The sequence below is a fragment of the Actinosynnema sp. NPDC004786 genome, from assembly GCF_053601135.1.
On record NZ_JBSGBG010000005.1, the window covers coordinates 219,350 to 241,664 of the forward strand.

10 protein-coding genes are annotated in these 22,315 nt (G+C 75.4%); 3 read left to right on the plus strand and 7 right to left on the minus strand.

Annotated features, from left to right (window positions below):
* The first annotated feature begins 10 nt into the window (after nucleotides 1-10).
* Both ACWEFJ_RS06730 and ACWEFJ_RS06735 read left to right on the plus strand, forming a co-directional pair.
* Nucleotides 11-565 carry a M48 family metalloprotease gene (locus tag ACWEFJ_RS06730; RefSeq protein ID WP_378095488.1) on the plus strand — a complete coding sequence of 185 codons (555 nt, stop codon included), beginning with the start codon at nucleotides 11-13 and terminating at the stop codon, nucleotides 563-565.
* On the plus strand, nucleotides 558-1,820 hold the full coding sequence (locus ACWEFJ_RS06735) for an MAB_1171c family putative transporter (protein ID WP_449713166.1): 1,263 nt from the start codon (nucleotides 558-560) through the stop codon (nucleotides 1,818-1,820). Before ACWEFJ_RS06730 ends, ACWEFJ_RS06735 begins: the two co-directional genes overlap by 8 nt.
* Before the next feature lie 162 nt (nucleotides 1,821-1,982).
* Here ACWEFJ_RS06735 and ACWEFJ_RS06740 read toward each other — a convergent pair whose 3' ends face one another.
* Genes ACWEFJ_RS06740 through ACWEFJ_RS06755 form a run of 4 tightly spaced genes read right to left on the minus strand, consistent with a single transcriptional unit; the run spans nucleotide 1,983 to nucleotide 7,148 of the window.
* Nucleotides 1,983-2,492 carry a DUF1360 domain-containing protein gene (locus tag ACWEFJ_RS06740; protein ID WP_378095482.1) on the minus strand — a complete coding sequence of 170 codons (510 nt, stop codon included), beginning with the start codon at nucleotides 2,490-2,492 and terminating at the stop codon, nucleotides 1,983-1,985.
* Nucleotides 2,493-2,526: 34 nt separating this feature from the next.
* A complete protein-coding gene (locus tag ACWEFJ_RS06745; protein WP_449713167.1) occupies nucleotides 2,527-3,807 on the minus strand; it encodes a glycosyltransferase in 1,281 nt (426 codons plus the stop codon).
* On the minus strand, nucleotides 3,804-6,122 hold the full coding sequence (locus tag ACWEFJ_RS06750) for a glycoside hydrolase domain-containing protein (protein ID WP_449713168.1): 2,319 nt from the start codon (nucleotides 6,120-6,122) through the stop codon (nucleotides 3,804-3,806). Before ACWEFJ_RS06750 ends, ACWEFJ_RS06745 begins: the two co-directional genes overlap by 4 nt.
* A 30-nt stretch (nucleotides 6,123-6,152) precedes the next feature.
* Nucleotides 6,153-7,148: a glycosyltransferase gene (locus ACWEFJ_RS06755; protein WP_449713169.1), complete on the minus strand. Its 996-nt coding sequence runs from the start codon at nucleotides 7,146-7,148 to the stop codon at nucleotides 6,153-6,155.
* 209 nt (nucleotides 7,149-7,357) lie between these two features.
* Here ACWEFJ_RS06755 and ACWEFJ_RS06760 point away from each other — a divergent pair, with 209 nt between their 5' ends.
* Complete coding sequence (locus tag ACWEFJ_RS06760) at nucleotides 7,358-8,401, plus strand: endo-1,4-beta-xylanase (RefSeq protein ID WP_449713170.1); 1,044 nt, start codon at nucleotides 7,358-7,360, stop codon at nucleotides 8,399-8,401.
* Between the two features lie 207 nt (nucleotides 8,402-8,608).
* Here the strand turns inward: ACWEFJ_RS06760 and ACWEFJ_RS06765 are convergent, their stop codons facing one another.
* From ACWEFJ_RS06765 to ACWEFJ_RS06775, 3 genes are all read right to left on the minus strand, one after another.
* Nucleotides 8,609-9,772: a macrolide family glycosyltransferase gene (locus ACWEFJ_RS06765; protein WP_378095467.1), complete on the minus strand. Its 1,164-nt coding sequence runs from the start codon at nucleotides 9,770-9,772 to the stop codon at nucleotides 8,609-8,611.
* 1 nt (nucleotide 9,773) lies between these two features.
* On the minus strand, nucleotides 9,774-12,017 hold the full coding sequence (locus tag ACWEFJ_RS06770) for a cytochrome P450 (RefSeq protein WP_378095464.1): 2,244 nt from the start codon (nucleotides 12,015-12,017) through the stop codon (nucleotides 9,774-9,776).
* Nucleotides 12,004-22,315: SDR family NAD(P)-dependent oxidoreductase (locus ACWEFJ_RS06775; protein ID WP_449713171.1), on the minus strand; the 10,312-nt coding region annotated here is incomplete at its 5' end. The genes ACWEFJ_RS06775 and ACWEFJ_RS06770, both read right to left, overlap by 14 nt.

A 22,315-nucleotide genomic window follows, 5' to 3' on the forward strand; every position in this document is an offset into this window, starting at 1 on the left:
TGGTGATCGGATGAGGGCGAAGGAGCTGCGCGCGCTGCGCGACGACCTGCTCCGCGAGCTGGACCTGGACGGGTCGGCGACGACCGAGGCGGTGTGCGTCCGGCTGTGCGAGGTGGTGGCGCGGCGGCTGCGGCGGGAGGTCCTGCTGCGGTTCGACGACCTCGGCGACGGCGGCACGAGCGGGCTGTGGGCGGTCACCGAGGACGAGGTGCACGTCATCGTCGTGACCACGGCCCGGAGCTGGGTGCACCGGTTGCTCATCCTGCTGCACGAGATCGCGCACATGCTGTGCGGGCACCGGCCGCCCCGGCTGGACGCGGAGGAGGGCCGCCGGCTGCTGTACCCGGACCTGTCGCCGTCGATGCTGCGGATCCTGGCGGGCCGGACCGACCTGTCGCGCCGGGAGGAGCGCGAGGCCGACCGGGTGGCCGGGGTGCTGGCGCGGGCGTTGCTCGACCGGGCGGGCCGGTCCCGGTCCGAACCCGCCGCGCCGCAGGGCGACGACCCGGTGACCCGCACCTGGTACACGTTCGGGTACTCACCCGACCGGGGCGGCCGTGGCTGACGCCCAGTACCTGCTCAGCGCCTGCGGCGTGCTGGTCCTGCTGGCGCACAAGTACCGGGCGTACCGGCAGGCCCCGCCGGAGCACCGGCCCGCGCTGCTGCCGATCTGCCTGGCCTGCGTCACGGCCGCGCCCGCGTTCCTGCTCCTGGCGCCGGCGGTCGGGGTGGGCGTCGACCGGCTGACCGGCGTGCCGAACCTGTCGGTGCTGCTGGTGTACGGCTGCGGGGTCGCGTTCGTCGGCGCGAACCAGGCGATGCTGCTGCACTGGCGGCACCCGGTCGCGCGGGCGCGGCGGGCGACCCGGCGGGTGGCGGCGGCCTGCGCCCTGGTGCTCGCCGTGATGGTGGCGTTGTTCGCGCTGGGCGCGCCCCGCGAGGAGCACCACGACGACTTCCCGACCGCGTTCGCCGACGCCCCGTACCTGGCCGAGCTGCTGGTGCTCTACCACGTGGCGTACCTGGTCGGGCTGCTGAACGTGGTGCGGCTGTGCCGGCGGTCCGCCGACGGGACGCCCGCGGACCGGCCGTGGCTGCGGCGCGGGCTGCGCCTCAACGCCCTCGGCGTGCTGATCGGCTCGGTGTACGCGGTGCTCGTGCTCGTCGCCGTCGTGGGGAGCTGGTTCGGCGCGGAGATGGACGCGTGGGGTGTCGCCGCGCCCTGGTCCCTCACGCTCGCCGTGCCGGTCGTCGTGGTCGGCGCGAGCATCGCCGCCTGGGGTCCGCGGCTGACGGCCGCGCGGGAGCGGCTGGAGCGGGCCCGGGAGGCGTTCCGCGACTACCGGCGGCTGCGGCCGCTGTGGCGGGCGCTGCGCGTGGTCGACCCCGCGATGCGGCACGTGCCCGCGACGCCCCGGGAGCGGTTCGACCCGGAGCACCGGCTGTTCTGGCGGGTGATCGAGATCAACGACTGGCTGCACCGGTTGCGGGTGGGCCGCGACCCGGTGGTGGCGGGTGCGGTCGAGCGGCGGGCGGCGGCGCTGGGGCTGGGCGAGGAGGAGGTCCGGGCGGTGGCCGAGGCCGCGCAGGTCGGGGCCGCGCTGGTGGCGCGGGCGCGTGGCGTGCCGGTGGCCGACGACGGGCCGGCCGGCCACGACGGGCCGCCGCAGGCCAGGCACGCGTTCGCCGGTGAGCGCGCCCGGTTGGTCTCGGTGGCCGGGGCGTTCACCGGTCCGGTGGTGGCGGACGTGCTGGCCGAGGCGGGGTTCGGGCCGTCCGGCGGCGAGCGTGACGCGGTCCGGGCGAGGGCACGCGCTTGACCGGCGCGCTCGGCGCTCGTCGGCTTGCCCGAGCCGCCCGGCCGCGCACCGCCGCGACCCGGGCGGGCGCTCGACCGGCGCGCTCAGCCCTGGTCGGCCCGCGTGAGCCGCCCGCCCGGCCGCGAACACCCGTGATCCGGGGAAGGCGCTCGACCGGCGCGCTCAGCCCTCGCCGGCCTGCTTGAGCCGCCCGTCCAGCAGGTGCAGCCAGTCCGACGCGGCGACGACCGACAGCGCGGTGGCGACCAGCCGGGTGGCCCTCGGCGCGAACACCAGGCCCGCGGTGAGGGCGCTCGCGATCCACACGCCCGAGCAGAACGGGCAGGTCACCAGCTCGCCGGCGGCGTGCCGGACGCCGTCGCCGCGCACGGTCTCGTTGACCTCCGCCGCGCCGGCCGGCCCGTCGAACCGGGTGACCGGGGCCCGCAGCACGCTCGTGACCGCGCCCTTGGTGAGCAGGCGGCTGGCCTTGTGGGTGGCCAGCGACAGCAGCACGGTGTCGGCGGCGGACACCCGTTCGGGCAGCCGCACGCCCGCGCGCCGGCCGATCAGGGTGGTGCCGGCGACGAGCGCGCCGTACGAGCCGAGGGTCGTGAGGTAGCCCCGCAGGGGGCGTTCCTCGCCGGCGGAGTAGGCGGCGCTGATCCGGCGGAAGACGTCGGTGATCGGCATGGCTGAGGTGTAACCGGGACCGTCCGGTTCAAACTCACCGCGGCGCGGGCACGGCGCCCGCCGGGGAGGTCGCGAACAGGTCGTCGAACACCCGTGCCCGGTCGAACGACAACGCGTGCGCCCGGGCCCGGTCCGCCATGGACCGCCGCTCCCCCGGCGACAGCTCCAGCACCGCGCGGTCGATCGCGGCGGCGAGGCCGGGCACGTCGCCCGCGGTCACGATGATCGCCGTGCCGCCGACCGCCTCGCCGGTGCCGCCGGTGATCGTGGTGATCACCGGACCGCCGCCCGCGAGCATCTTCTCCGCCAACGCGATCCCGAACGTCTCCACGAAGTCCGGCTCGGGCTTGGTCGGCAACGCGTAGGCGGCGCAGCCGCGCATCAGCAACGGCTTCTCCTCGTCGTCCACGTCGGACAGCAGCAGCACCCGGTCGTCGTCCCGCGTGAGCGCCCGGATCTCCTCCAGCGCCGGACCGTTCCCGGCGACGACGAGCTTGACCCGCGACCGGGCGCGCGTCCGGGTGAACGCCGTCACCAGGTCGTGGACGCCCTTGGCCCGCGCCACGCGGGACAGGAACAGCACGTAACCGTCGCGTTCGAGGCCGCGGCGGGCGAGGGCGGCGTCCACCAGCGCCGGGTCGAGGTCGAGGTAGGCGGACGTGTCGATGGGCGGGTAGCTGACCGTGACCCGGCGACGGCACTCCTCGGCGAGGCGGGTGCCGCAGTGCGCGTCGACGGTCTCGGCGGCGGTGACGATCTCCTGCCGGGTGTAGTCCGACACCGCGATCACCCGGTCGTTGGCCAGGAACGTGGTGAACAGGGCCACCGCCGCACCGAACCGGCCCTCGCGCAGGCAGGACCGGATCACGTTGGTGACGTCCGAGCCGACGGCCTTGGCGATCGTGCGCACGTCGGGCGCGAACCCGGCCGCCCGCGCCGCCGCCACGGCGTCGCCCACGACCCCGGTGTGCGGCGCGAGGTACATCGACAGGCACGTGGTGGGCACCGGCTCGCTGAGCAGTTCGACCAGGCGGCCGGTGAGGCCGGCGACGTAGCGGCCGTCGGGCACGCGGTAGTCGCCGACCGGCTCGGGCCGTTCGACGGTGATGCCGGGGCTGTAGGGCGTGATGCGGTCGAGCGGCTTGAGCGGCAGGCCCGCCGCTTCGAGGGCGGGCAGCGGCCACGTCAGCAGCCGCACGTCGTCGAAGCCGCGGGTCAGGGCGACTTCGGCGAGGTTGCGGGCCTCGCCGGAGTGGCCGCAGATGACCGGGTCGGCGCGGACCACGATGACGAGGCGGCGGTTGGGCGTGCTCATGGGCGTACTCCCGGCGCGGGCGGAGCGGAGGGTGACGGCGGGCGGGCGTCGCTGCCCCACGACGACGGCTCGGGGCCGAGTTCGAGCTGGAGCCGGCCGCCCGCGTGCACGTCGGCGGCACGCAGGTGGGTGACGTCCAGCGGTCGGCCGTTGAGCCGGGCGGACTGCACGTACTGCGGCGGCGGCACGCGTTCCAGGCCGTCGGAGCCGACCGGGGTCTCCCGGTGACCCCTGGTCTCGACCTCGAACGTGCGGTCGCCGACCCGGAGGGTGGCGTGGGCGAACGCGGGCGCGTTGACCAGGAAGAGGTTCTGCCCGGCGACGGGGAACAGCCCCAGGGACGCCCACACGTACCACGAGCTGAGGCCGCCGGAGTCGTCGTTGCCCGGCAGCCCGCCGGGACCGGTGCCGAACTGCCAGGTCAGCGCGGCGTGGACGATCTCGGCGGTGCGGTCGGGCCGGCCCGCGTAGTGGTAGGACCAGGGCGCTTCCATGTCGGGCTCGTTGTTGAGCCCCTCGAACCGGTTCAGCGCGTAGCCCGCCGCCATCTCGGCCGGGTCGGGCCGCCTGCCCGGCTGGGTCACCGGCGGCGCGCCGTAGCCGAAGAACGCGTCGAGCATGGCGACGAACGCGTCGTCGCCGCCGGCCAGCGCGATCCTCCCGGCCATGTCGTGCATGAGCCGGAACGAGTAGTTCCACTTGCCGCCCTCGTAGAACGACGAGTCGTGCAGCAGGCCGGTGGCCGGGTCGAACGCGTTGGTCCACAGCCGGGCGCGGGCGGCGAGGTCGTCGGCGAGCCCGTGGTCGTTGAGGGACCGGGCGACGCCCGCCGTGCAGTGGTAGGCGTAGGCGAGGTCGAGGGTGTGCGAGATCGGGTGCACGACGCCGTGCTCGTAGAAGTCCTCGCCGTACAGCCGGCGCAGGTCGGCGTCCATGTGGGCGAGCGCCCAGGGCCAGTCCAGGTCGCCGAGGCCGAGGGCGTGCGCGTCCGCGAGGGCGGTGTGGACCAGCGCACTGGCCTGCCGGAAGAACCGGTCCGCGCCGCGCGCCATCCGGTAGCCGATCGGGAAGTTGCCCTCCTCCTCGCACACCCGCACCAGCGACTCCAGCAGGTCGCCCGCCCGGTCCGGGCAGATCGCGGCGAGCAGGGGCACCTGGGTCTTGTAGATGTCCCACATCGTGCAGATGTCGAACGCGAACGGCCCGGACGTCGGCCAGAACGGGCTCTCGTCGTCGGCGAAGCAGGGTTTGATCAGCGAGTGGTACAGGGCGGTGGCGAACACCTGCCGCCGGGCGGGCGACCCGCCCTCGACCTGGATCCGGTCGACGTGGTCGCGCCACCGCTCCGCGGTCGCGGTCCGGGTGAGGTCGAACGCGGGCGCGCCCTCGCCGCACTCGCGGCGCAGGTTCTCGCGGGCCTGCTCGACGCCGCGCAGGGAGAACCCGATCCGGACCTCGACGGTCTGCCCGGCGCCGGTCGGGCCGAGGAACAGCAGCCCGAACGGGCGCAGCGTGGTCTGGCGGATGCGGTCGAAGTCGAGGCGGGTGCCGCCCTCGATGAGCCGGCGGTCGTGCCAGAGCATCTGCCGCCACCCCGGCGTGTCGACCTCGATGTGCACCGACAGCGGCACGCCCTCCACCACGACCGTGCCCTGGGCGCGGCCGTGGCCGAGGCTCTCCACGTGCGCGCGCAGCGGCACCGTGCGGCCGTGGTCGATGGCCAGCCCGCCGCACGAGAGGTCGACCACGACGCGGGCGGCCCGGTGCTCCGGGAACGTGTACCGGTGGACGGCGACCTTCCGGCCGACCGTGATCTCGCACCGGACGCCGGTGTCGAGCGTGGCCGCGTAGTACCCGGCCTCGGCCTCCTCGTCGTGCAGCGGCCATGCCTCGCCGAGCGCGTCGAGCTGCTGCACCATCGGGGTCACCCGGACGTAGTTGTAGTACTTGCGGATCGCGCCGGTGCCGGACTGCTGGAAGTGGGTGAAGCCCGACGCCAGGGGCCGGTCGAACATCCGGTCCGGCAGGCCCTCGGTGTTCTTCGTGTAGAGGCCGTAGCCGGTCGGGTAGGCGCCGGAGTAGGCGCAGGCGGACACCATCCCGAGCGGTGAGGTCGCGCCCGGGTGGGTGTTGCCGATCTGCGCTTTCGGCCACCACCAAGTGGCCGCGAGACCCTGCGCGGCGGGCAGGGAGGTCGCGGCCGTTCCGATGAAGGGATCAATCTCGTCGAGGATGGGACGACTGTAGGGCGGCGTGGCGCCGGCGGTGGTTTCCGCGCGGTGACCGTTCGTTGCGAACGCGGAACAGGACGGCAAAGTGCGCGGTGCCGTCGACGCGGACCGGCCTCATCCGCGTTCGGCGTGCTCCGGGAGGCGGCGGGCCACCTCGTCCGGGGACGGCATCCGGGCGATCTCCTCGGCGACGGCGCGGGCGGCGTCGGCGTGCCCGCCGTCGCGCAGGAGGGTGCGCACGTGCTCGGCGACGCCTTCCGGGGTCACCTCGTCGGGGAGCAGCCGCAGCCCGGCCCCGGCGGCGCGGACGGCGTCGGCGTTGGCGAACTGGTCCGCGCCCCGGGGCAGCAGCAGCTGCGGCGCGCCGACGGCGAGCGCGCCGAGCGTGGTGCCGCTGCCGCCGTGGTGCACCACCACGTCGACGTGCGGCAGCAGGTCCGCCTGCGGCACCCAGGCGTGCACGGTGACGTTGTCGGGCACGTCGCCCAGGTCCCCGGGCCGCACCCGGCCGGTGGCGACGACGACGTGCGCGTCCAGCGCGGCGAGGCCCTTGACGGCCGTGGTCAGCAGTTCGGCGGTGCCGAACGCGGTGCCGAGGGTCAGGTAGACCAGCGGCCGGGAGGTGCGGCGGACGTGCCACCCGGGCGGTGCGGGCGGGCCGGTGAACGGGACGGGGCGCAGTTCGAGGCGGTCGGCCGCGGCCAGAAAGTCCGGGTCCTGCAACGAGGGCGGGCAGATGTCGACGTGCGGCGGGCCGGGGACGGCGGGCCGTTCGAGGCCGATGCCGGCCGGGAAGAGGCGGCCGAACCCGTGCCAGAGGCCGGGGACGCCGGCGCGCCGTGCGGCGGTCGCGGCGCCGGGCACGCCCCAGCCGTGCACCACGAGGTCGGGCCGCAGCCGGGCCAGTTCCGGTTCGAGGTCTTCGGCGTACAGCTCGTAGAAGGCGTCCGCGGGCCGGAACGGTCGCAGCCCGTGCGCGGCGAGCGGCGCGTGGACCTCCTCGCCGACGGCGAAGTGCACCTCGTGGCCGGCGTCGCGGGCGGCGATCGCCAGGGGGACCATCGGGTAGGTGTGCCCCGCGGAGGCGAGGGCGGCGAAGAGCACGCGCATGGCGGCAACCTACGCGGTGCCCGGTCGGGCCGATCGACCAGCACCGCCCCATCGGGCGTTGGGCCGGGCGGACACCGGCGCCCGGCCGAACGGTGGCGGGCCGGCCTGCCGGCGGCGGCAGCGGGTTTCGAAAAGTCTCGATAAGCATTGCGGGGCACGGCGGGGCGGCCCGATGGTTCCGGGGTACGTGCCGGAAGGGGGTTTCGACCGTGCGACAGCTCTGGTCCGCGTTGGTGACCGTGACCGCCGCGTCCCTCACCGCGGCGGTGATGCTGGTCCCGGCCCGCCCGGCCGCCGCCGACCCGCCGGCCGCGACGCTCGCCGAGGCCGCGCACCGCACCGGGCGGCACTTCGGCGTGGGCGTCAGCGGGCACAAGCTGGCCGACCCGGTCTACGTCGGGATCGTCGACCGCGAGTTCGACGGCCTGACGCCGGAGAACGAGCTGAAGCTGGACGCCACGGAACCGCTCCAGGGCCGCTTCTCGTTCGCCGCGGGCGACCGGGTCGTGGACCACGCGGAGGCGCGCGGGCAGCGGGTGCGGGGCCAGACGCTGCTCTGGCACGCGGCGCAGCCGTCGTGGCTGGTGAACCTGCGCGGCGCGGCGTTGCGGCAGGCCATGCTCGACCACGTCACCCAGGTGGTGGCGCACTACCGGGGCCGGGTGGCCGCGTGGGACGTGGTCGGCGAGGCGTTCGCCGACGGGACGTCCGGCGCGCGGCGCGACTCGAACTTCCAGCGCACCGGTGACGACTGGATCGAGGCGGCGTTCCGCGCGGCGCGGGCGGCCGACCCGGACGCGAAGCTCTGCTACAACGACTACAACGTCGAGAACTGGTCGCACGCCAAGACGCAGGCGGTGCACCGGATGGTGCGCGACTTCCGCTCGCGCGGCGTGCCGATCGACTGCGTCGGGCTCCAGTCGCACTTCACCGCCTACCACCCCGTGCCGGCCGACTTCGCCGCCACGCTGCGGGCGTTCGCCGACCTGGGCGTGGACGTGGAGCTGACCGAGCTGGACGTCGAGGGCTCCGGCGCGGCCCAGGCCGACGCGTACCGGCGGGCCGTGCGGGCGTGCCTGGAGGTGAGCCGCTGCACCGGGATCACGGTGTGGGGCGTCCGCGACAGCGACTCGTGGCGCTCCTCGGGCACGCCGCTGCTGTTCGACTCGACCGGCGCGAGGAAACCGGCCTACACCGCCGTCCTGGACACGCTCAACCGCTTCCCCGCGACACGCCACGTCCCCGTCCGCTGACGGTCCCCCGGGTGGGTGGCCCCGACGTGAGGCCACCCATCCCAGGAGCGCGCTGCGCGCCGTCCGGGACACGCGAATCGGGAAGAACTCGCCAGGTCGGAGACCCGACTCACCACATCGCGCACCCGAGCACCGCGGCGGAGGTGGCGACACCACGCCCGCCCGATCACGGAGCGCTGCCCGTTCCGGTGCGCCCCACCCGGACCGTCACCGGTTCAGCAGTTTCTCCACCGCGTCCGCCGCCATCGGCGCGCCGCCGCTCGACCGGACCACCTCCCGCATCCGCTCGACCGCCGCCCGGTGCCCGGCCGCCGCCGCGACGGCCGACCGCAGGCCCTCGGGGGTCTGGTCCTCCAGCGTCACGCCGAGGCCCAGCTCGGCCGCCCGCGCGGCGATCGCGCGCTGCTCCGGGATCTGCGGCACGGTCACGAACGGCACGCCGTGGTACAGCGACTCCATGATCGAGTTCATGCCCGCGTGGCTCAGGAACACCGCCGCGTGCCGCAGCACGGCCACCTGCGGCACGCGGGGCGCGACCGCGAAGTTGCCCGGCAGCGGGCCGAGCAGTGCCGGGTCGAGGTCGCCGATCGGCATGACGACCTCCCACGGCCCGTCGGCGAACGCCTCGACGCACGCCCGGTAGAAGTCGGGCCGGGTGTTGAAGACCGTGCCCAGCGAGATGAGCAGCACCGGCGCGCCGGTCCGGGGCGACCACCGCTCGGCCTCCTGCCAGCTGCCCAGGGACGGCCCCACGAAGTGGAACCGGTCGTCGAACGTCTCGGCGGACAGCTGGAACGACCGGGGGATGAACACGACGCTCGTCGGCGCGACGTGGCCGAACATCAGGTTCGGGTCCTCCAGGAAGGTGAACCCGGAGGCGAAGCGCGCCATCCGCGCGATCGCGGACACGAGCTTCGGGTGCCCGTGGTCGAACGTCGGCGGCAGGTAGACCTGCGTGGCGGAGAACCGCTCGTTCTCGGCGAACGTCGGCACCAGCGCCACCTCGGGCACGGCCAGCAGGTTGGCCAGCATCCGGCCGGTGAACGTCACCGAGTCGTAGCACACCACGTCGGGCACGTCGGCCTCGAAGTGCGCGGCCAGCACGGGGAACGACACCTCGGCGTCGTCCAGGAAGTGCTCCAGGGTCACGGCGAGCTGGTCGGCGGTGAACTCGCCCCGCGCGTCCAGGTCGGGCGGCAGCTCCGACGGCAGCACGACCGGCGTCGCGCCCGCCCGCGCCGCGCCGTCCGCGGTGGCGGGCCCGGTGGCGTAGCTGACCCGGTGCCCGCGCCGGACCAGCTCCTCCACCATCGGCAGGGTGGGGTTGACGTGCCCCGCGGCGGGTGCGCTGACGAACGCGAAGTGCGCCATCTCAGTCTTCCTCCAGCACGACGGGCAGGGTCCGGTGACCGTTGGTGAAGAACGACCCCAACGGTTCCAGCTCCGCCGACGGCACGGCGAGCCGAAGGTTCGGGAACCGCCCGAACAGCGCACGCAGCGCGACCGTCGCCTCCAGCCGGGCCAGCGGCGAGCCGAGGCAGTGGTGCACGCCGTGGCCGAAGGCGAGGTGGTCGCGGCGGGACGGGCGGGTGATGTCGAACTCCTCGGCGGTCGCGCCGTGCCGGGCGGGGTCGCGGCCGGCCGCGCCGAACGACACCAGGATCGCGTCGCCCTTGGCGATCGTGACGCCGTCCACCTCGACGTCCTCGACCGCGTACCGCAGGGGCAGGTTCGGCACCGGCGCCTGCCAGCGCAGCGTCTCGTCCACCACGTCGTCCCACGTGCTCGACCCGGACGTGACGAGGCCGAGCTGGGACGGGTGCGTGGCCAGCGCGTGGACCGCGCTGTCGAGCAGGTTGACCGTGGTCTCGAAGCCCGCGGTGATGGTGAGCAGCAGCGTGTCCAGCAGCTCCTGCTCGCCCAGCCGCGAGCCGTCCTCCTGCCGGGCCGCGATGAGGTCGGTGGTCAGGTCGTCGCCCGGTTCGGCGCGCTTGGCGGCCACCAGGTTCTTCAGCATCAGGTACAGCTCCGCGGACGCGCCCTGCACGCCGTCCGGGTCGGCGTCGAGGCTGAACACGGCCTCCACCAGGCGGCGCAGGTCGGCCCCGGTGCGCTCGGACAACCCGAACAGGCCGCTGATCACCCGGATGGGGAGCGGGAACGCGAACTCGGCGCGCAGGTCCACCACCCGGCCGCGCGGCACGGCGGCCAGCCGGGAGAGCAGGTCGGCGGTGATCTCCTCGACGCGCGGGCGCATGGCGTCGATGCGGCGCGCGGTGAACGCCTTGGCCACGAGCCTGCGCAGCCGGGCGTGGTCCTCGCCGTAGGCGGTGAACATGTTCTTCATCGCCACCCACATGATCAGCGGCCAGTCCGGCGGGATCTCGCCGTTGCGCCACGCGGGCCAGTGGCGGTTGGCGTCCTTGGACACGGCCGGGTCGAGCAGCAGCTTCTTGACCGCGTCGTGGCCGGTGACCGCCCACGCGCCCACGCCGCCGGGCAGCTGGACGGGGGTGGCCGGGCCGCGTTCGCGCAGCCGGGCCGCCTCGCCGAAGAGGTCGCTCCCGGACGGGTCGATGGCGTACCGCTCGACGGCCGGGACCGCGACCGACTCCGTGACGAACGTGGTACCGCGGGTGGGCGGTTCGGTGACCTCCAGCAGGGCGGCGGTGAACCGCGAGCCCATGCCCAGGCCGATCACCATGATCGTGTCGCCCGGCGCCGTCGCCGGGTCGTTGAGCAGGTGGTCCACGCCGAGGAGCTGGTCGCACGGGCCGACGTGCCCCAGCTCGCGCAGGAACGGCCAGGTGGTGCGGTCCAGGTCGATGCCGAGCGGTTCCAGCACGACCACCTGCAGCTGCGCCAGGCCCAGGCCGGTGACCACGAACCGGGTCACGTCGGCGACCGCGACGTTGGCCTCCTTGGCGGCCTGCTCGACCGCGCCGACCAGCGCCTCGCTCATCAGGGTCAGGTAGGGCGCGAGACCGGTGACCTCGATCGGCGTGCGGTTGCGGTGCCCGAGCGGGTCCGGGATGGAGGGGGTGGCGAGCACCTCCATCTGGGTGGCGGAGCTGTTCGCGGTGGCGACCAGGCGGGCCCGGCCGCCGTCGCGGGTGAGCACGGCCGACGCCGCGCCGTCGGCGAGGAAGATGCCGACCGTGGGCTGCCACCGCTCCCAGCGCGGCGGCAGGAACCGGGCGGTCGCGGTGACGAGGGTGGCGGTGGCGTTCCGGTCGGCCACCAGGTGGGCGGCGGCGGCCTGGAGCGCGGCGGAGCCGCCGTTGCTGGTCGCCTCGACCTCGTAGACCAGCGCGTGGCCGAGGCCCAGGACGCGCTGGAGGTGGCACGAGGACGCCATGTGGTCCTGGTGGTCCATCTGGGCGTAGGCGGCCATCGCGATGTCGGCGCCGGTCAGCCCGGCCTGCCGCAGCGCGCCGATCGCCGCCCGCACCGCCATGGCGTGCTCGGTGACGTCGTCGGACCGGGTGAACGAGGTGAAGTCGGACAGCGCGAGCAGCCGCCGCATGGTGTCGGTGTCGGGCACGGCGTCCGTCGCCTGCGTGCGCGGCGGCAGGTACCGGCCGGTGCCGCCGATGAACACGTCATCCCAGATCATGGACGTCCCTTTCCCTGAGTTCGGACAGCCCGGCCCCGTACCCGCGGAAGTCCGTGAGCCAGCTGCTGATCGCGAGCGCGGTGGCGGCGGAGTGCTGTTCCAGCACGGTGAAGTGGTCGCCCGCGACCACGACGGACTCCCGCCCGGACGGCGGGCGCTCGGTCGCGGTGCCGACGTGCAGCACCGGCGCGGAGGTCGGCGCGGGCGTCCACCCGCGGGCCAGGTCGAGGTAGCGGCCCATGGCGAGCAGCCGGTCGTCGTCGACGGGGTGGACCTGGTGCCCGGCGTCGAGCACCCCCGGCAGCACCGGTCCCGGGTCGTCCAGCGGGGTGATGAGCACGACCGCGGCCGGGGTCACGCCGCCCGCTTCGAGGCGGGCGGCGACGGCGCGGGCCAGCCACGCGCCGACCGACCGGCCGACCAGCGCGAACTCGCCGCCGCCCGCCCCGGCGACCGCGTCGGCCAGCGCGTCGACGAGCGCTTCGGCGCCGGCGGGCAGGGGGCCGCCCGCGAACCCGGGCAGCGGCACGGCGGTCACGTCGCGCATCGCCTCCAGGGCGGCGGCGAACCTCGCGTACTCGTCCACGCCGGTGAACGCGAGCGCCGACGGCAGGCAGACCAGCGACGGCGGCACGAACCCGGTGGTGAGCGCGACCGGCGCGGCCTCGGGCCGGTCGGTGAGCGCGCCCAGGCGGGCCGCGGTGGCGAGCAGGTCGAGCCCGTCGGCGGTGCGGTCGGCGTCGATCGCCTTGCGCAGCAGGGTTTCCACCGGTCCGACGTCGCGGTTGGCGGCGCCGCGCAACCGGCCGTAGAGGTGGTTGACGAGCTGGGCGGGGGTCGGGAAGTCGAACACGGCGGTCGCGGACAGCCGCAGGCCGGTGGCCGCGTTGAGCCGGTTGCGCAGCTCGATCCCGGTCAGCGAGTCGACGCCGTGGTCGCGGAACGCCTGCTGCGGGTCGGCGGTGAGCGGCGTGGTGTGGCCGAGGACGGCCGCGCTGTGCGCGTTGACCACCTCCAGCAGCAGGGCGCGCTGCTCCGGTTCGGCCAGCCCTGCCAGCCGGCCGAGCAGGTCGGCCGGCGTGACCGCCGGGGCCTGCGCGCGCCGCTGCTGGCCGTGGCCGCGCAGCAGCGGCGTCCGTGCCGCGGCCGGGTCGAGGTGCGCGGGCACCAGGACGGGCGAGCCGGTGGCCAGGCCGACGTCGAGCAGGGCCAGCGCCCGGTCGGTGGGCAGCGCGATCAGCCCGGCGCGGGCCAGCCGCAGCCGGTCGGCCTCGGTGAGGTGACCGGTGATGCCGCTCTCCCGCGCCCACTGGCCCCAGGCCAGCGACACGGCGGGCAGGCCGAGGGCGTGCCGGTGGCGGGCCAGGGCGTCGAGGAATGCGTTGGCCGCCGCGTAGTTGGCCTGGCCGGGGCTGCCCAGCACGCCCGCGGCGGAGGAGAACAGCACGAACGCGTCCAGGTCGCGGGTCAGCTCGTGCAGGTGCCACGCCGCGTCCGCCTTGGGCCGCAGCACGGCGTCCACCTGCTCCGGGGTCAGGGACTCGACCACGGCGTCGGCCACGGTCCCCGCCGTGTGCACGACGACCCGCAGGTCGTCGATCGTGGCGAGAAGCCCGGCCAGGGCGTCCCGGTCGGCGACGTCGCACGCGGCCGCGGTGACGGTCGCGCCGAGCCCGGCCAGCTCGGCCACCAGCTCGTCCGCGCCGGGCGTGGCGGGTCCGCGCCGGCCGACCAGCACGACGTGCCGCACGCCGTGTTCGGCGACGAGGTGGCGTGCGGTGAGGCCGCCCAGGACGCCGAACCCGCCGGTGATCAGGGCGGTGCCGCGCAGCGGTTGCGGCGTGGCGTCCTGCGCGGCCTTGGTGAGCCTGGCGGCCAGGAGCGCGCCGTCGCGCAGCAGCACTTGGGGTTCCGCTTGGGCGAACGCGGCGCGCACGGCGGTCGGGAGCGCCTGCCGGGACGCGTCCGTGCCGTCGTGGTCGACCAGCAGGAACCGGTCGGGGTGCTCGGCCTGCGCGCTGCGCACCAGGCCCCAGGCCGCCGCCGACGCGAGGTCCGTCCCCGTCGCGCCCCGGGTGACGAACACCAGCCGGGTGTCGTCGGCCAGCGCCCGCCGCACGTCGTGGAGCACCTGGCGGGTGAGCGCGTGTGCCTGCTCGACCGGGTTCCCGCCGCCGGGGGCGAGTTCGCGGACCTCCGCGGTCACGTCCGGGGCGTCGGGGGTCGGCAGCGGCGTCCAGTCGAGGGTGAACAGGGAGTCGGGGTGCCGGGTGGCGGTGAGGCCGCCGAGTTCGACGGGGCGCAGCACGAGCGAGTCGATGTCGGCCACCGGGCCGCCGGCGGTGTCGGTGACGCGGACCGCGTACGTGTCCGGCGCGGTGGGCGTCAGCACGACCCGCAGGGTGGCGGCGGCGCCGGTGATCGACACGCCGGCGAACGAGAACGGCAGCCTGGCCAGGCCCTGGCCCGGCCCGTCGACCTCGGCGGTGATGCCGGTGAGCAGGGTGAGCGGCTGGATCGCCGCGTCCAGCAGGGCCGGGTGGACGCCGTAGCCGGTGAGGCCGGAGGCGTCGGCGGGGAACGCGACCTCGGCGTGCAGCTCGTCGCCGTGCCGCCAGATCGCGCGCAGGCCCTGGAAGGTGGGGCCGTAGTCGTAGCCCGCGTCGGCGAGCGTCTCGTACAGGGTGGTGGTGTCCATCGGCGTCGCGCCGGCGGGCGGCCAGGTCGTGGCCGGGCGGGTCGGCGGGGTGGCCGGTCCGGGGAGCAGTGCCCCGGTGGCGTGGCGGGTCCAGTCGTCCGGGTCGGCGGTGGTGCGGGAGTGGAGGGTGACGGTGCGTCGGCCGGTGTCGTCGGGCGCGCCGACCGCGACCTGGACGTGCACGGTGTCGTGCAGCGGCAGCGGTGCTTCCAGCACGAGTTCGGCCAGCACGGCGCAGCCGACGTGACCTCCTGCCCGCAGGGCGAGTTCCACGAACCCGGTGGCGGGCAGCAGCGGCGCGGTCAGGACGGTGTGCTCGGCCAGCCACGGGTGGGCGGTCGGCGACAGCACACCGGTGAGCACCGCGCCCTGCCCGTCGGGCAGCGTCACGGACGCCCGCAGCAGCGGGTGGTCCACCACGTCCAGGCCCGCGCCCGTCACGTCGGCCCGGGCGGCGGGCACGAGCCAGTACCGTTCCCGCTGGAACGGGTAGGTGGGCAGGTCGAGGTGGGCCCGCGGCGCCGGCGGCCGCCACTCCCCGCCCTCGACCCACAGCTTGCCGAGTGCGGCGAGGAGTCGTTCGGGCTCGTCGTGGTCGCGGCGCATCACACCGTTCGGCACGAGCGTGGGGTGCGGCCCGATCTCCAGGAACCGCGTCACCCCGTTGGCCCGCAACCACTCCACCGCGTCGCCGAACCGCACCGCGTCCCGCGCCTGACGCACCCAGTACGCCGCGTCCAACACCACACCCGCGGAAGGGTCCCCCACCAGGGGATCCCTGTTCTTCACACTACCCGACCCCACCGACAAAACCGACGACACGAACGGGATCTGTGGACGGTTGAACGACAAGCCCTCCACCACCCGCGCGAACTCGCCCAGCATCGGCTCCATGTGAGCCGAGTGGAACGCGTGGCTCACCGCCAACCGCCGCGTCTCCCGACCCCGTTCCCGCCACTGCTCGGCCAACCGCAGCACCGCGTCCTCGTCACCGGACACCACGACCGACTCCGGACCGTTGACGGCCGCGATCTCCACCCCGTCGGTGAGCACGATCTCCGCCTCGGCCGCCCGGATCGACACCATCGCCCCACCGGCCGGCAACTCCTGCATCAACCGACCACGTGCCACCACCAACGCACACGCGTCCTCCAGCGACAACACACCCGCCACGTGCGCGGCAGCGACCTCCCCCACCGAATGCCCCACCACGTAGTCAGGGGTCAAGCCCATCGACTCCACCAGCCGGTACAAGGCGACCTCGACCGCGAACAACGCAGGCTGCGTGAACCGGGTCTCGTCCAGATCCACGTCCCACAACGACACACCGAGCAGCCCGCACACCTCGTCCAACACACGAGCGAACACCGGGAACGCCTCAGCCAGCCGCTCCCCCATGCCACGCCACTGCGAACCCTGCCCCGAGAACACGAACGCGGTCTTGCCCTGCTCCGCCTTCACGATCGGAGCGGCCGCCAGCGCGTCGAGGTCGGCGAGCAGCGTCGCCGGGTCGGTCAGGGCCACGCGGTAGGGGAACCGGGCACGTCCCGCCAACACCGCGCCGACCGCCGGGTCGCCGGCGAACTCGCGCAACCGGACCGCCTGCGCCCGCAACGCCTCCGGCGACCGCGCCGACAGCAGCCAGGGCATGTGGTCCACGACCTCGACCGGGTCCGCGTCGGGGGACTCTTCGAGGATCAGGTGCGCGTTGGTGCCGCTGATCCCGAACGCGGACACGCCGGCCCGGCGCGGCCGGTCCCGCCCCGGCCACGGCCGGGCCTCGGTGAGCAGGTCGATCCGGCCCCGCTCCCACTCGACGTGCGGGGTCGGCTCGTCCACGTGCAGGGTCTTGGGCAGCACGCCGTGCCGCAGGGCCTCGACCATCTTGATGACGCCCGCGACACCGGCGGCGGCCTGGGTGTGGCCGAGGTTCGACTTCACCGACCCCAACCACAACGGCTCCGAACGATCCTGCCCGTACGTCGCCAACAACGCCTGCGCCTCAATGGGATCGCCCAACGTCGTACCCGTGCCGTGGGCTTCGACCGCGTCCACATCGGACGGTGACAAACCCGCGTTCGCCAACGCCTGCCGGATCACCCGCTCCTGCGACGGACCATTAGGCGCGGTCAACCCGTTCGACGCGCCGTCCTGGTTCACCGCCGACCCGGCCACCACCGCCAACACCCGATGACCCCGCCGCCGCGCATCCGACAACCGCTCCAACAAGACCAACCCCGCGCCCTCGCCCCAGCTGGTGCCGTCGGCCGCCGCGGCGAAGGACTTGGAGCGGCCGTCGGCGGCCAGGCCGTGCTGCCGGGAGAACTCCACGAAGCTCGCCGGGGTGGCCATCACCGTGACGCCGCCGGCCAACGCCAGGTCGCACTCACCCGACCGCAACGCCTGCGCCGCCAGGTGAATCGCCACCAACGACGACGAACACGCCGTGTCCACCGACACCGCCGGACCCTCCAACCCCAACAGGTACGACACCCGACCCGACGTCACACTCGTCGCCGTCCCCGTCGCCAGGTACCCCTCGACGTCCCGGGACACCTGGTCCACGCCACCCGCGTACCCGGACGCCCAGATGCCGGTGAACACCCCCGTCCGACTGCCCTGCAACGACGTCGGGTCGATACCCGCGTGCTCGAACACCTCCCACGCGGTCTCCAGCACCAGGCGTTGCTGCGGGTCCATCGCCACGGCCTCGCGGGGCGAGATGCCGAAGAACGCCGCGTCGAACCCGCCCACGTCGGCCAGGAACCCGCCGGACCGGGTGTAGGTGGTGCCGGGGCCGCCGTCCGGGTCGTAGAGCCCGGCCACGTCCCAGCCCCGGTCGGTCGGGAAGTCGCCGATCGCGTCCACACCCTCCGCGACCAACCGCCACAGGTCGGCGGCCGAACCCACCCCGCCCGGGAACCGGCAGCCGGTGCCGACGATCACGACCGGGTCGTCGGTGACCGCCGCGGCGACCGGCGCTTCGGCCCGGCGCACCGCGCCGAGCAGGACTTCCCGCAGGTGGTCGGCGAGCCTGGCGGGCGTGGGGTGGTCGAACGTCATGGTCGGCGACAGCCGCGCGCCGACCGCCGCGGCGAGCCGGTTGCGCAGCTCCACCGCCGTCAGCGAGTCGAACCCGAGGTCCTTGAACGCCCGGTCCGGGTCGACGGTGTCCGTGCGGCCCAGCACGGCCGCGCTGTGCGTGGTGACCAGCTCCAGCAACGCCACGCGCTGCTCGGCTTCGGGCAGGGAGGCCAACCCTCCCACCACGCCCGGCGTGCGGGCCGGTCGACGGCGGGTCAGGGCACGCAGCACCGGCCGGTCGCCCAGGGCCGACACGCGCAGGCCGGCGGCCACGAGCGTCGGCTCGGGCGAGGTGAGGGCGGCGTCGAAGAGGGCCAGGCCGTGCTCCGTGCCCAGCGGCACGACGCCCGACCGCGCCAGCCGGCGCCGGTCGGTGGCGTCGAGGTGCCCGGTCAGGCCACTGGCCTGCGCCCACTGACCCCACGCCACGGACACGGCGGGCAGGCCCTGCCGGTGGCGGTGTTCGGCCAGGGCGTCGAGCGTGGCGTTGGCGGCCGCGTAGTTGCCCTGCCCGGCGCTGCCGAGGACCCCGGCGGCCGAGGAGAACAGCACGAACGCGCTCAGGTCGAGGTGCCGGGTCAGCTCGTGCAGGTGCCGGGCCGCGTCCGCCTTCGGCGCGCGCACGGCGGCGAGCCGTTCCGGGGTCAGCGACGCGATCACGCCGTCGTCCAGCGCGCCGGCCGCGTGGACCACGGCGGTGAGGTCGGGGATGCCGGCCAGGAGCCGGGCCAGCGCCTCGCGGTCGCCGACGTCGCACGCGACCACCGTGACGTCCGCCCGGCCCGCGAGTTCCGCGCGCAGGTCGGGCGCGTCGCCGGACCGGCTCGCCAGCACGAGCTTGCGCACGCCGTGCGCGGTGGCGAGGTGCCGGGCGACCAGCGTGCCGAGCGCGCCGGTGCCGCCGGTGACGAGGACCGTGCCGTCCGGGTCGAGCGGGACGGGCACGGTCAGCACGACCTTGCCGACGTGCCCGGCCTGGCTCACGTGCCGGAACGCGGCACGGGCGCGCCGGACGTCCCACGCGGTGACCGGCGGCACCCGCAGTTCGCCCGCCGCGAGCAGCCGCACGACCTCCGCCAGCACCTCGCCGAGCCGCGCGGGTCCGGCCTCGGCGAGGTCGAACGCCCGGTAGCCGGGCACGTCGCGCACGTCGGCCTTGCCCATGTCGACGAACCGGCCGCCGTCGGCCAGCAGCCGCAGCGACGCGTCGGTGAACTCGCCGGTCAACGAGTGCAGCACCACGTCGACCTCGGGGAAGCGGTGCTCGAACTCCAGCGTCCGGGACGAGGCGATGTGGTCGTCGGGCAGGCCCAGGTCCCGCAGCACGGGCCACTTGCCGGGGCTCGCGGTGGCGAAGACCTCCGCGCCGGCCCGGCGGGCGAGCTGGATCGCGGCCGTGCCGACGCCGCCCGCGCCGGAGTGGACCAGCACCCGGTCGCCCGCCCGGAGCCGGCCCAGGTCGAACAGGCCGTACCAGGCGGTGAGGAACGCGACCGGCACGGCGGCGGCCCGGCTGAACGCCCACCCGTCGGGCATCGGGACGAGCACCCGGTGGTCGGCCACCGCCGTGGGGCCGAACGCGCCGGACAGCAGGCCGAGGACCCGGTCCCCGGGCCGGAACCCGGTGACCTCCGAGCCGACCTCGGTGACCACGCCCGCGCCCTCGCTGCCCAGCGCGGCCGGCGCCGGGTAGACGCCGAGGGCGATCAGGACGTCGCGGAAGTTCAGGCCCGCCGCGCGCACCGCGACCCGCACCTCGTGCGGCCGCAACGGCGTCGCCGGGGCCTCGGTGAACGTCAGGTCGTCCAGGTTCCCGGTGCCGGGGTCGGTCACCGTGCCGGTGACGGCCGGGTGCGCGGCGGTGCGGACGAGCCGCGGCACGTGCACCACGCCGCCGCGGATCGCGACCTGGTCCTCGCCGTCCGGCACGACGGGCGGCGAGTCGTCGGTGTCCACCAGGACCAGGCGGTCGGGGTGCTCGGCCTGCGCCGCGCGGACCAGGCCCCACACGGCGGCGGCGTCGAGGTCGTCCACCCGGTCGCCGGGCGTCGCGGCCACGGCGTTGCGGGTGTGCACGACCAGGCGCGTGTCGCCGTCCTCGGCGAGGAACCGCTGGAGCACCGCCAGGGCCTCCTCGGCCGACGCCGGCGTCACGACCCGGTCGGGGGTGACCGCCTCGCCGTCGCGTCGGATCCAGTCGAGCCTGAACAACGCGTCGTCGGCCGGCCGGGTCATCGGGCGGGTGGTGAGCGAGCCGATGGTGGCGACGGGCGTGCCGGACTCGTCGGCGAGGGCCACGGCGTAGCCGTCGGCGGCCGTGCCGGACAGCCTGACCCTGGCGGTGGTCGCGCGGGGGCGGTGGACCGCGATCCCGGTCAGGGTGAACGGCAGCCGCACCTCGTCCCCACCGCCCGCGAGCAGCGCCAGCGGTTGCAGCGCCGCGTCGAGCAGCGCGGGGTGCGCGCCGTAGCGGTGGTCGGCGGTGTCGTCCACCGCGACCTCGGCGAACACCTCGCCGCCCGACCGCCACACCGCGCGCACGCCCTGGAACGCGGGGCCGTGCTCGTAGCCCGCGCCGGCCAGCGCGTCGTACAGGTCGCGCACGGCGACCGGCAGCGCGCCGGCCGGTGGCCAGGCGGTGGGGAACCCGGGCGGGACGACGGGGTCGGCGGCGAGCGTGCCGGTGGCGTGCCGGACCCATTCGTCCTGCGCCCGCGACCGGACCTCGACCGGGTGACGGCCGGTGTCGTCGGGCGCGCCCACCACGACCTGCACCCGCACCGGGCCGTCGAGCACCAGGGGCGATTCGAGGACGACCTCCTCGACCGCCGGGCACCCGACCACGCCGGCCGCGTGCGCGACCAGCTCCACGAACGCCGTCGCGGGCAGCAGCACGACGCCGAGCACGGCGTGGTCGGCCAGCCAGGGGTGCGTCGCCGTGGACACGGTGCCGGTCAGCACCACGGCCCGGTCGCCGGGCAGCTCCACGGACGCGCCGAGCAGCGGGTGGTCGACCGGGTCCAGGCCCGCGCCGGTCACGTCGCCCGTGCCGCCGGGCGCGAGCCAGAAGCGCTGCCGCTGGAACGGGTAGGTCGGCAGCCCGGCCGCCGGCGTCGCCGGGACGCCCCAGTCGATGTCCGCGCCGAGCACGAACAGGCGTGCGGCGGCGGCGTGGAAGTCGGCCCGCCCGCCGTGGTCGCGGCGCAGGGTGCCGGTCGCGGCGGCGTCCTGCTCCTCCAGCGCGGGCAGCAGCACGGGGTGCGGACCGACCTCCACGAACACCGGCGAGCCCGCTGCCGCCACCGCGCCGACGACCTGTTCGAACAGCACCGGGGCACGCAGGTTCCGGTACCAGTAGGCGGCGTCCAGCCCGGCGGTGTCGATCACCGTGCCGGTCACCGTGGAGTGGAACGGGATCCGGGCGGTGGCGGGCGCGAGGTCGGCGAGGTCGGTGGTCAACCGGTCGCGGACGGCCTCCACCTGCGCGGAGTGGGCCGCGTAGTCCACCGGCAGCCGGCGGGCCCGCAGGTCGTCGGCCTCGGCCGACGCCAGCAGCTCGTCCAGCGCCCCGGTGTCACCGGAGACGACGACCGAGCCGGGCGCGTTGACCACCGCCACGGTCAACCGGTCGCCCCACCGGGCCAGGTAGGCGGCGGCGTCGGCGGCGGACAGGCCGAGCGACACCATCCCGCCCAGGCCCGAGATCGCGAGGAGGGCCTTGCTCCGCAACGCGACGACCTTCGCGGCGTCCTCCAGCGACAACGCCCCGGCGACGTGGGCGGCGGCGATCTCGCCCTGCGAGTGGCCGACCACGACGTCCGGTTCGACGCCGACCGAGCGCCACAGCCGCGCCAGCGCCACCATCACCGCGAACAGCGCGGGCTGCACCACGTCCACCCGGTCGAGCGACCCGCCGGCCAGCACGTCGACCAGCGACCAGTCGGTGTGCGGCGCGAGGGCGCGGGCGCACTCGTCGATCGCGTCGCGGAAGACCGGCTCCTGCGCGTACAGGTCGCGGCCCATGCCGACCCACTGCGCGCCCTGGCCGGGGAACACGAACACGGTCCGGTCCGGCGTGCCCGCCACCCCGGTGACCACGTCGTCGCCGAGGACGGCCGCGCGGTGGGCGAACCTGGTCCGCCCGGCCAGCGCCCGGCCGATGGCGGCGGGCCGCGGGTGGTCGGCCGCGAACGCGCGCAGCCGCCGGACCTGGTCCCGCAACGCCGGCTCGCTCCGGGCGGACACCAGCCAGGGCAGGTCCGCTCCCCCGGCCGGATCCGGCGCGTCCGGGGCCTGTTCCAGCACCACGTGCGCGTTGGTGCCGCTGATGCCGAACGACGACACCGCGGCCCGCCGGGGCCGTCCGGTGTCCGGCCACGGCACGGCCTCGGTCAGCAGCCGCACCGCGCCGTCGTCCCAGGCCACGTGCGGGGTGGGTTCGGTGATGTGCAGGGTGCGGGGCAGGCGGCCGTGCCGCAGCGCCATCACCGTCTTGATCACACCGGCGACACCCGCC

What these genes read in the sequence shown, in the direction of transcription:
- ACWEFJ_RS06730 (WP_378095488.1), top strand. Translation starts at nt 11, where the DNA reads ATGAGGGCGAAGGAGCTGCGCGCGCTGCGCGACGACCTGCTCCGCGAG.
- ACWEFJ_RS06740 (WP_378095482.1), bottom strand. Translation starts at nt 2,492, where the DNA reads ATGCCGATCACCGACGTCTTCCGCCGGATCAGCGCCGCCTACTCCGCC.
- ACWEFJ_RS06745 (WP_449713167.1), bottom strand. Translation starts at nt 3,807, where the DNA reads ATGAGCACGCCCAACCGCCGCCTCGTCATCGTGGTCCGCGCCGACCCG.
- ACWEFJ_RS06755 (WP_449713169.1), bottom strand. Translation starts at nt 7,148, where the DNA reads ATGCGCGTGCTCTTCGCCGCCCTCGCCTCCGCGGGGCACACCTACCCG.
- ACWEFJ_RS06765 (WP_378095467.1), bottom strand. Translation starts at nt 9,772, where the DNA reads ATGGCGCACTTCGCGTTCGTCAGCGCACCCGCCGCGGGGCACGTCAAC.
- ACWEFJ_RS06770 (WP_378095464.1), bottom strand. Translation starts at nt 12,017, where the DNA reads ATGATCTGGGATGACGTGTTCATCGGCGGCACCGGCCGGTACCTGCCG.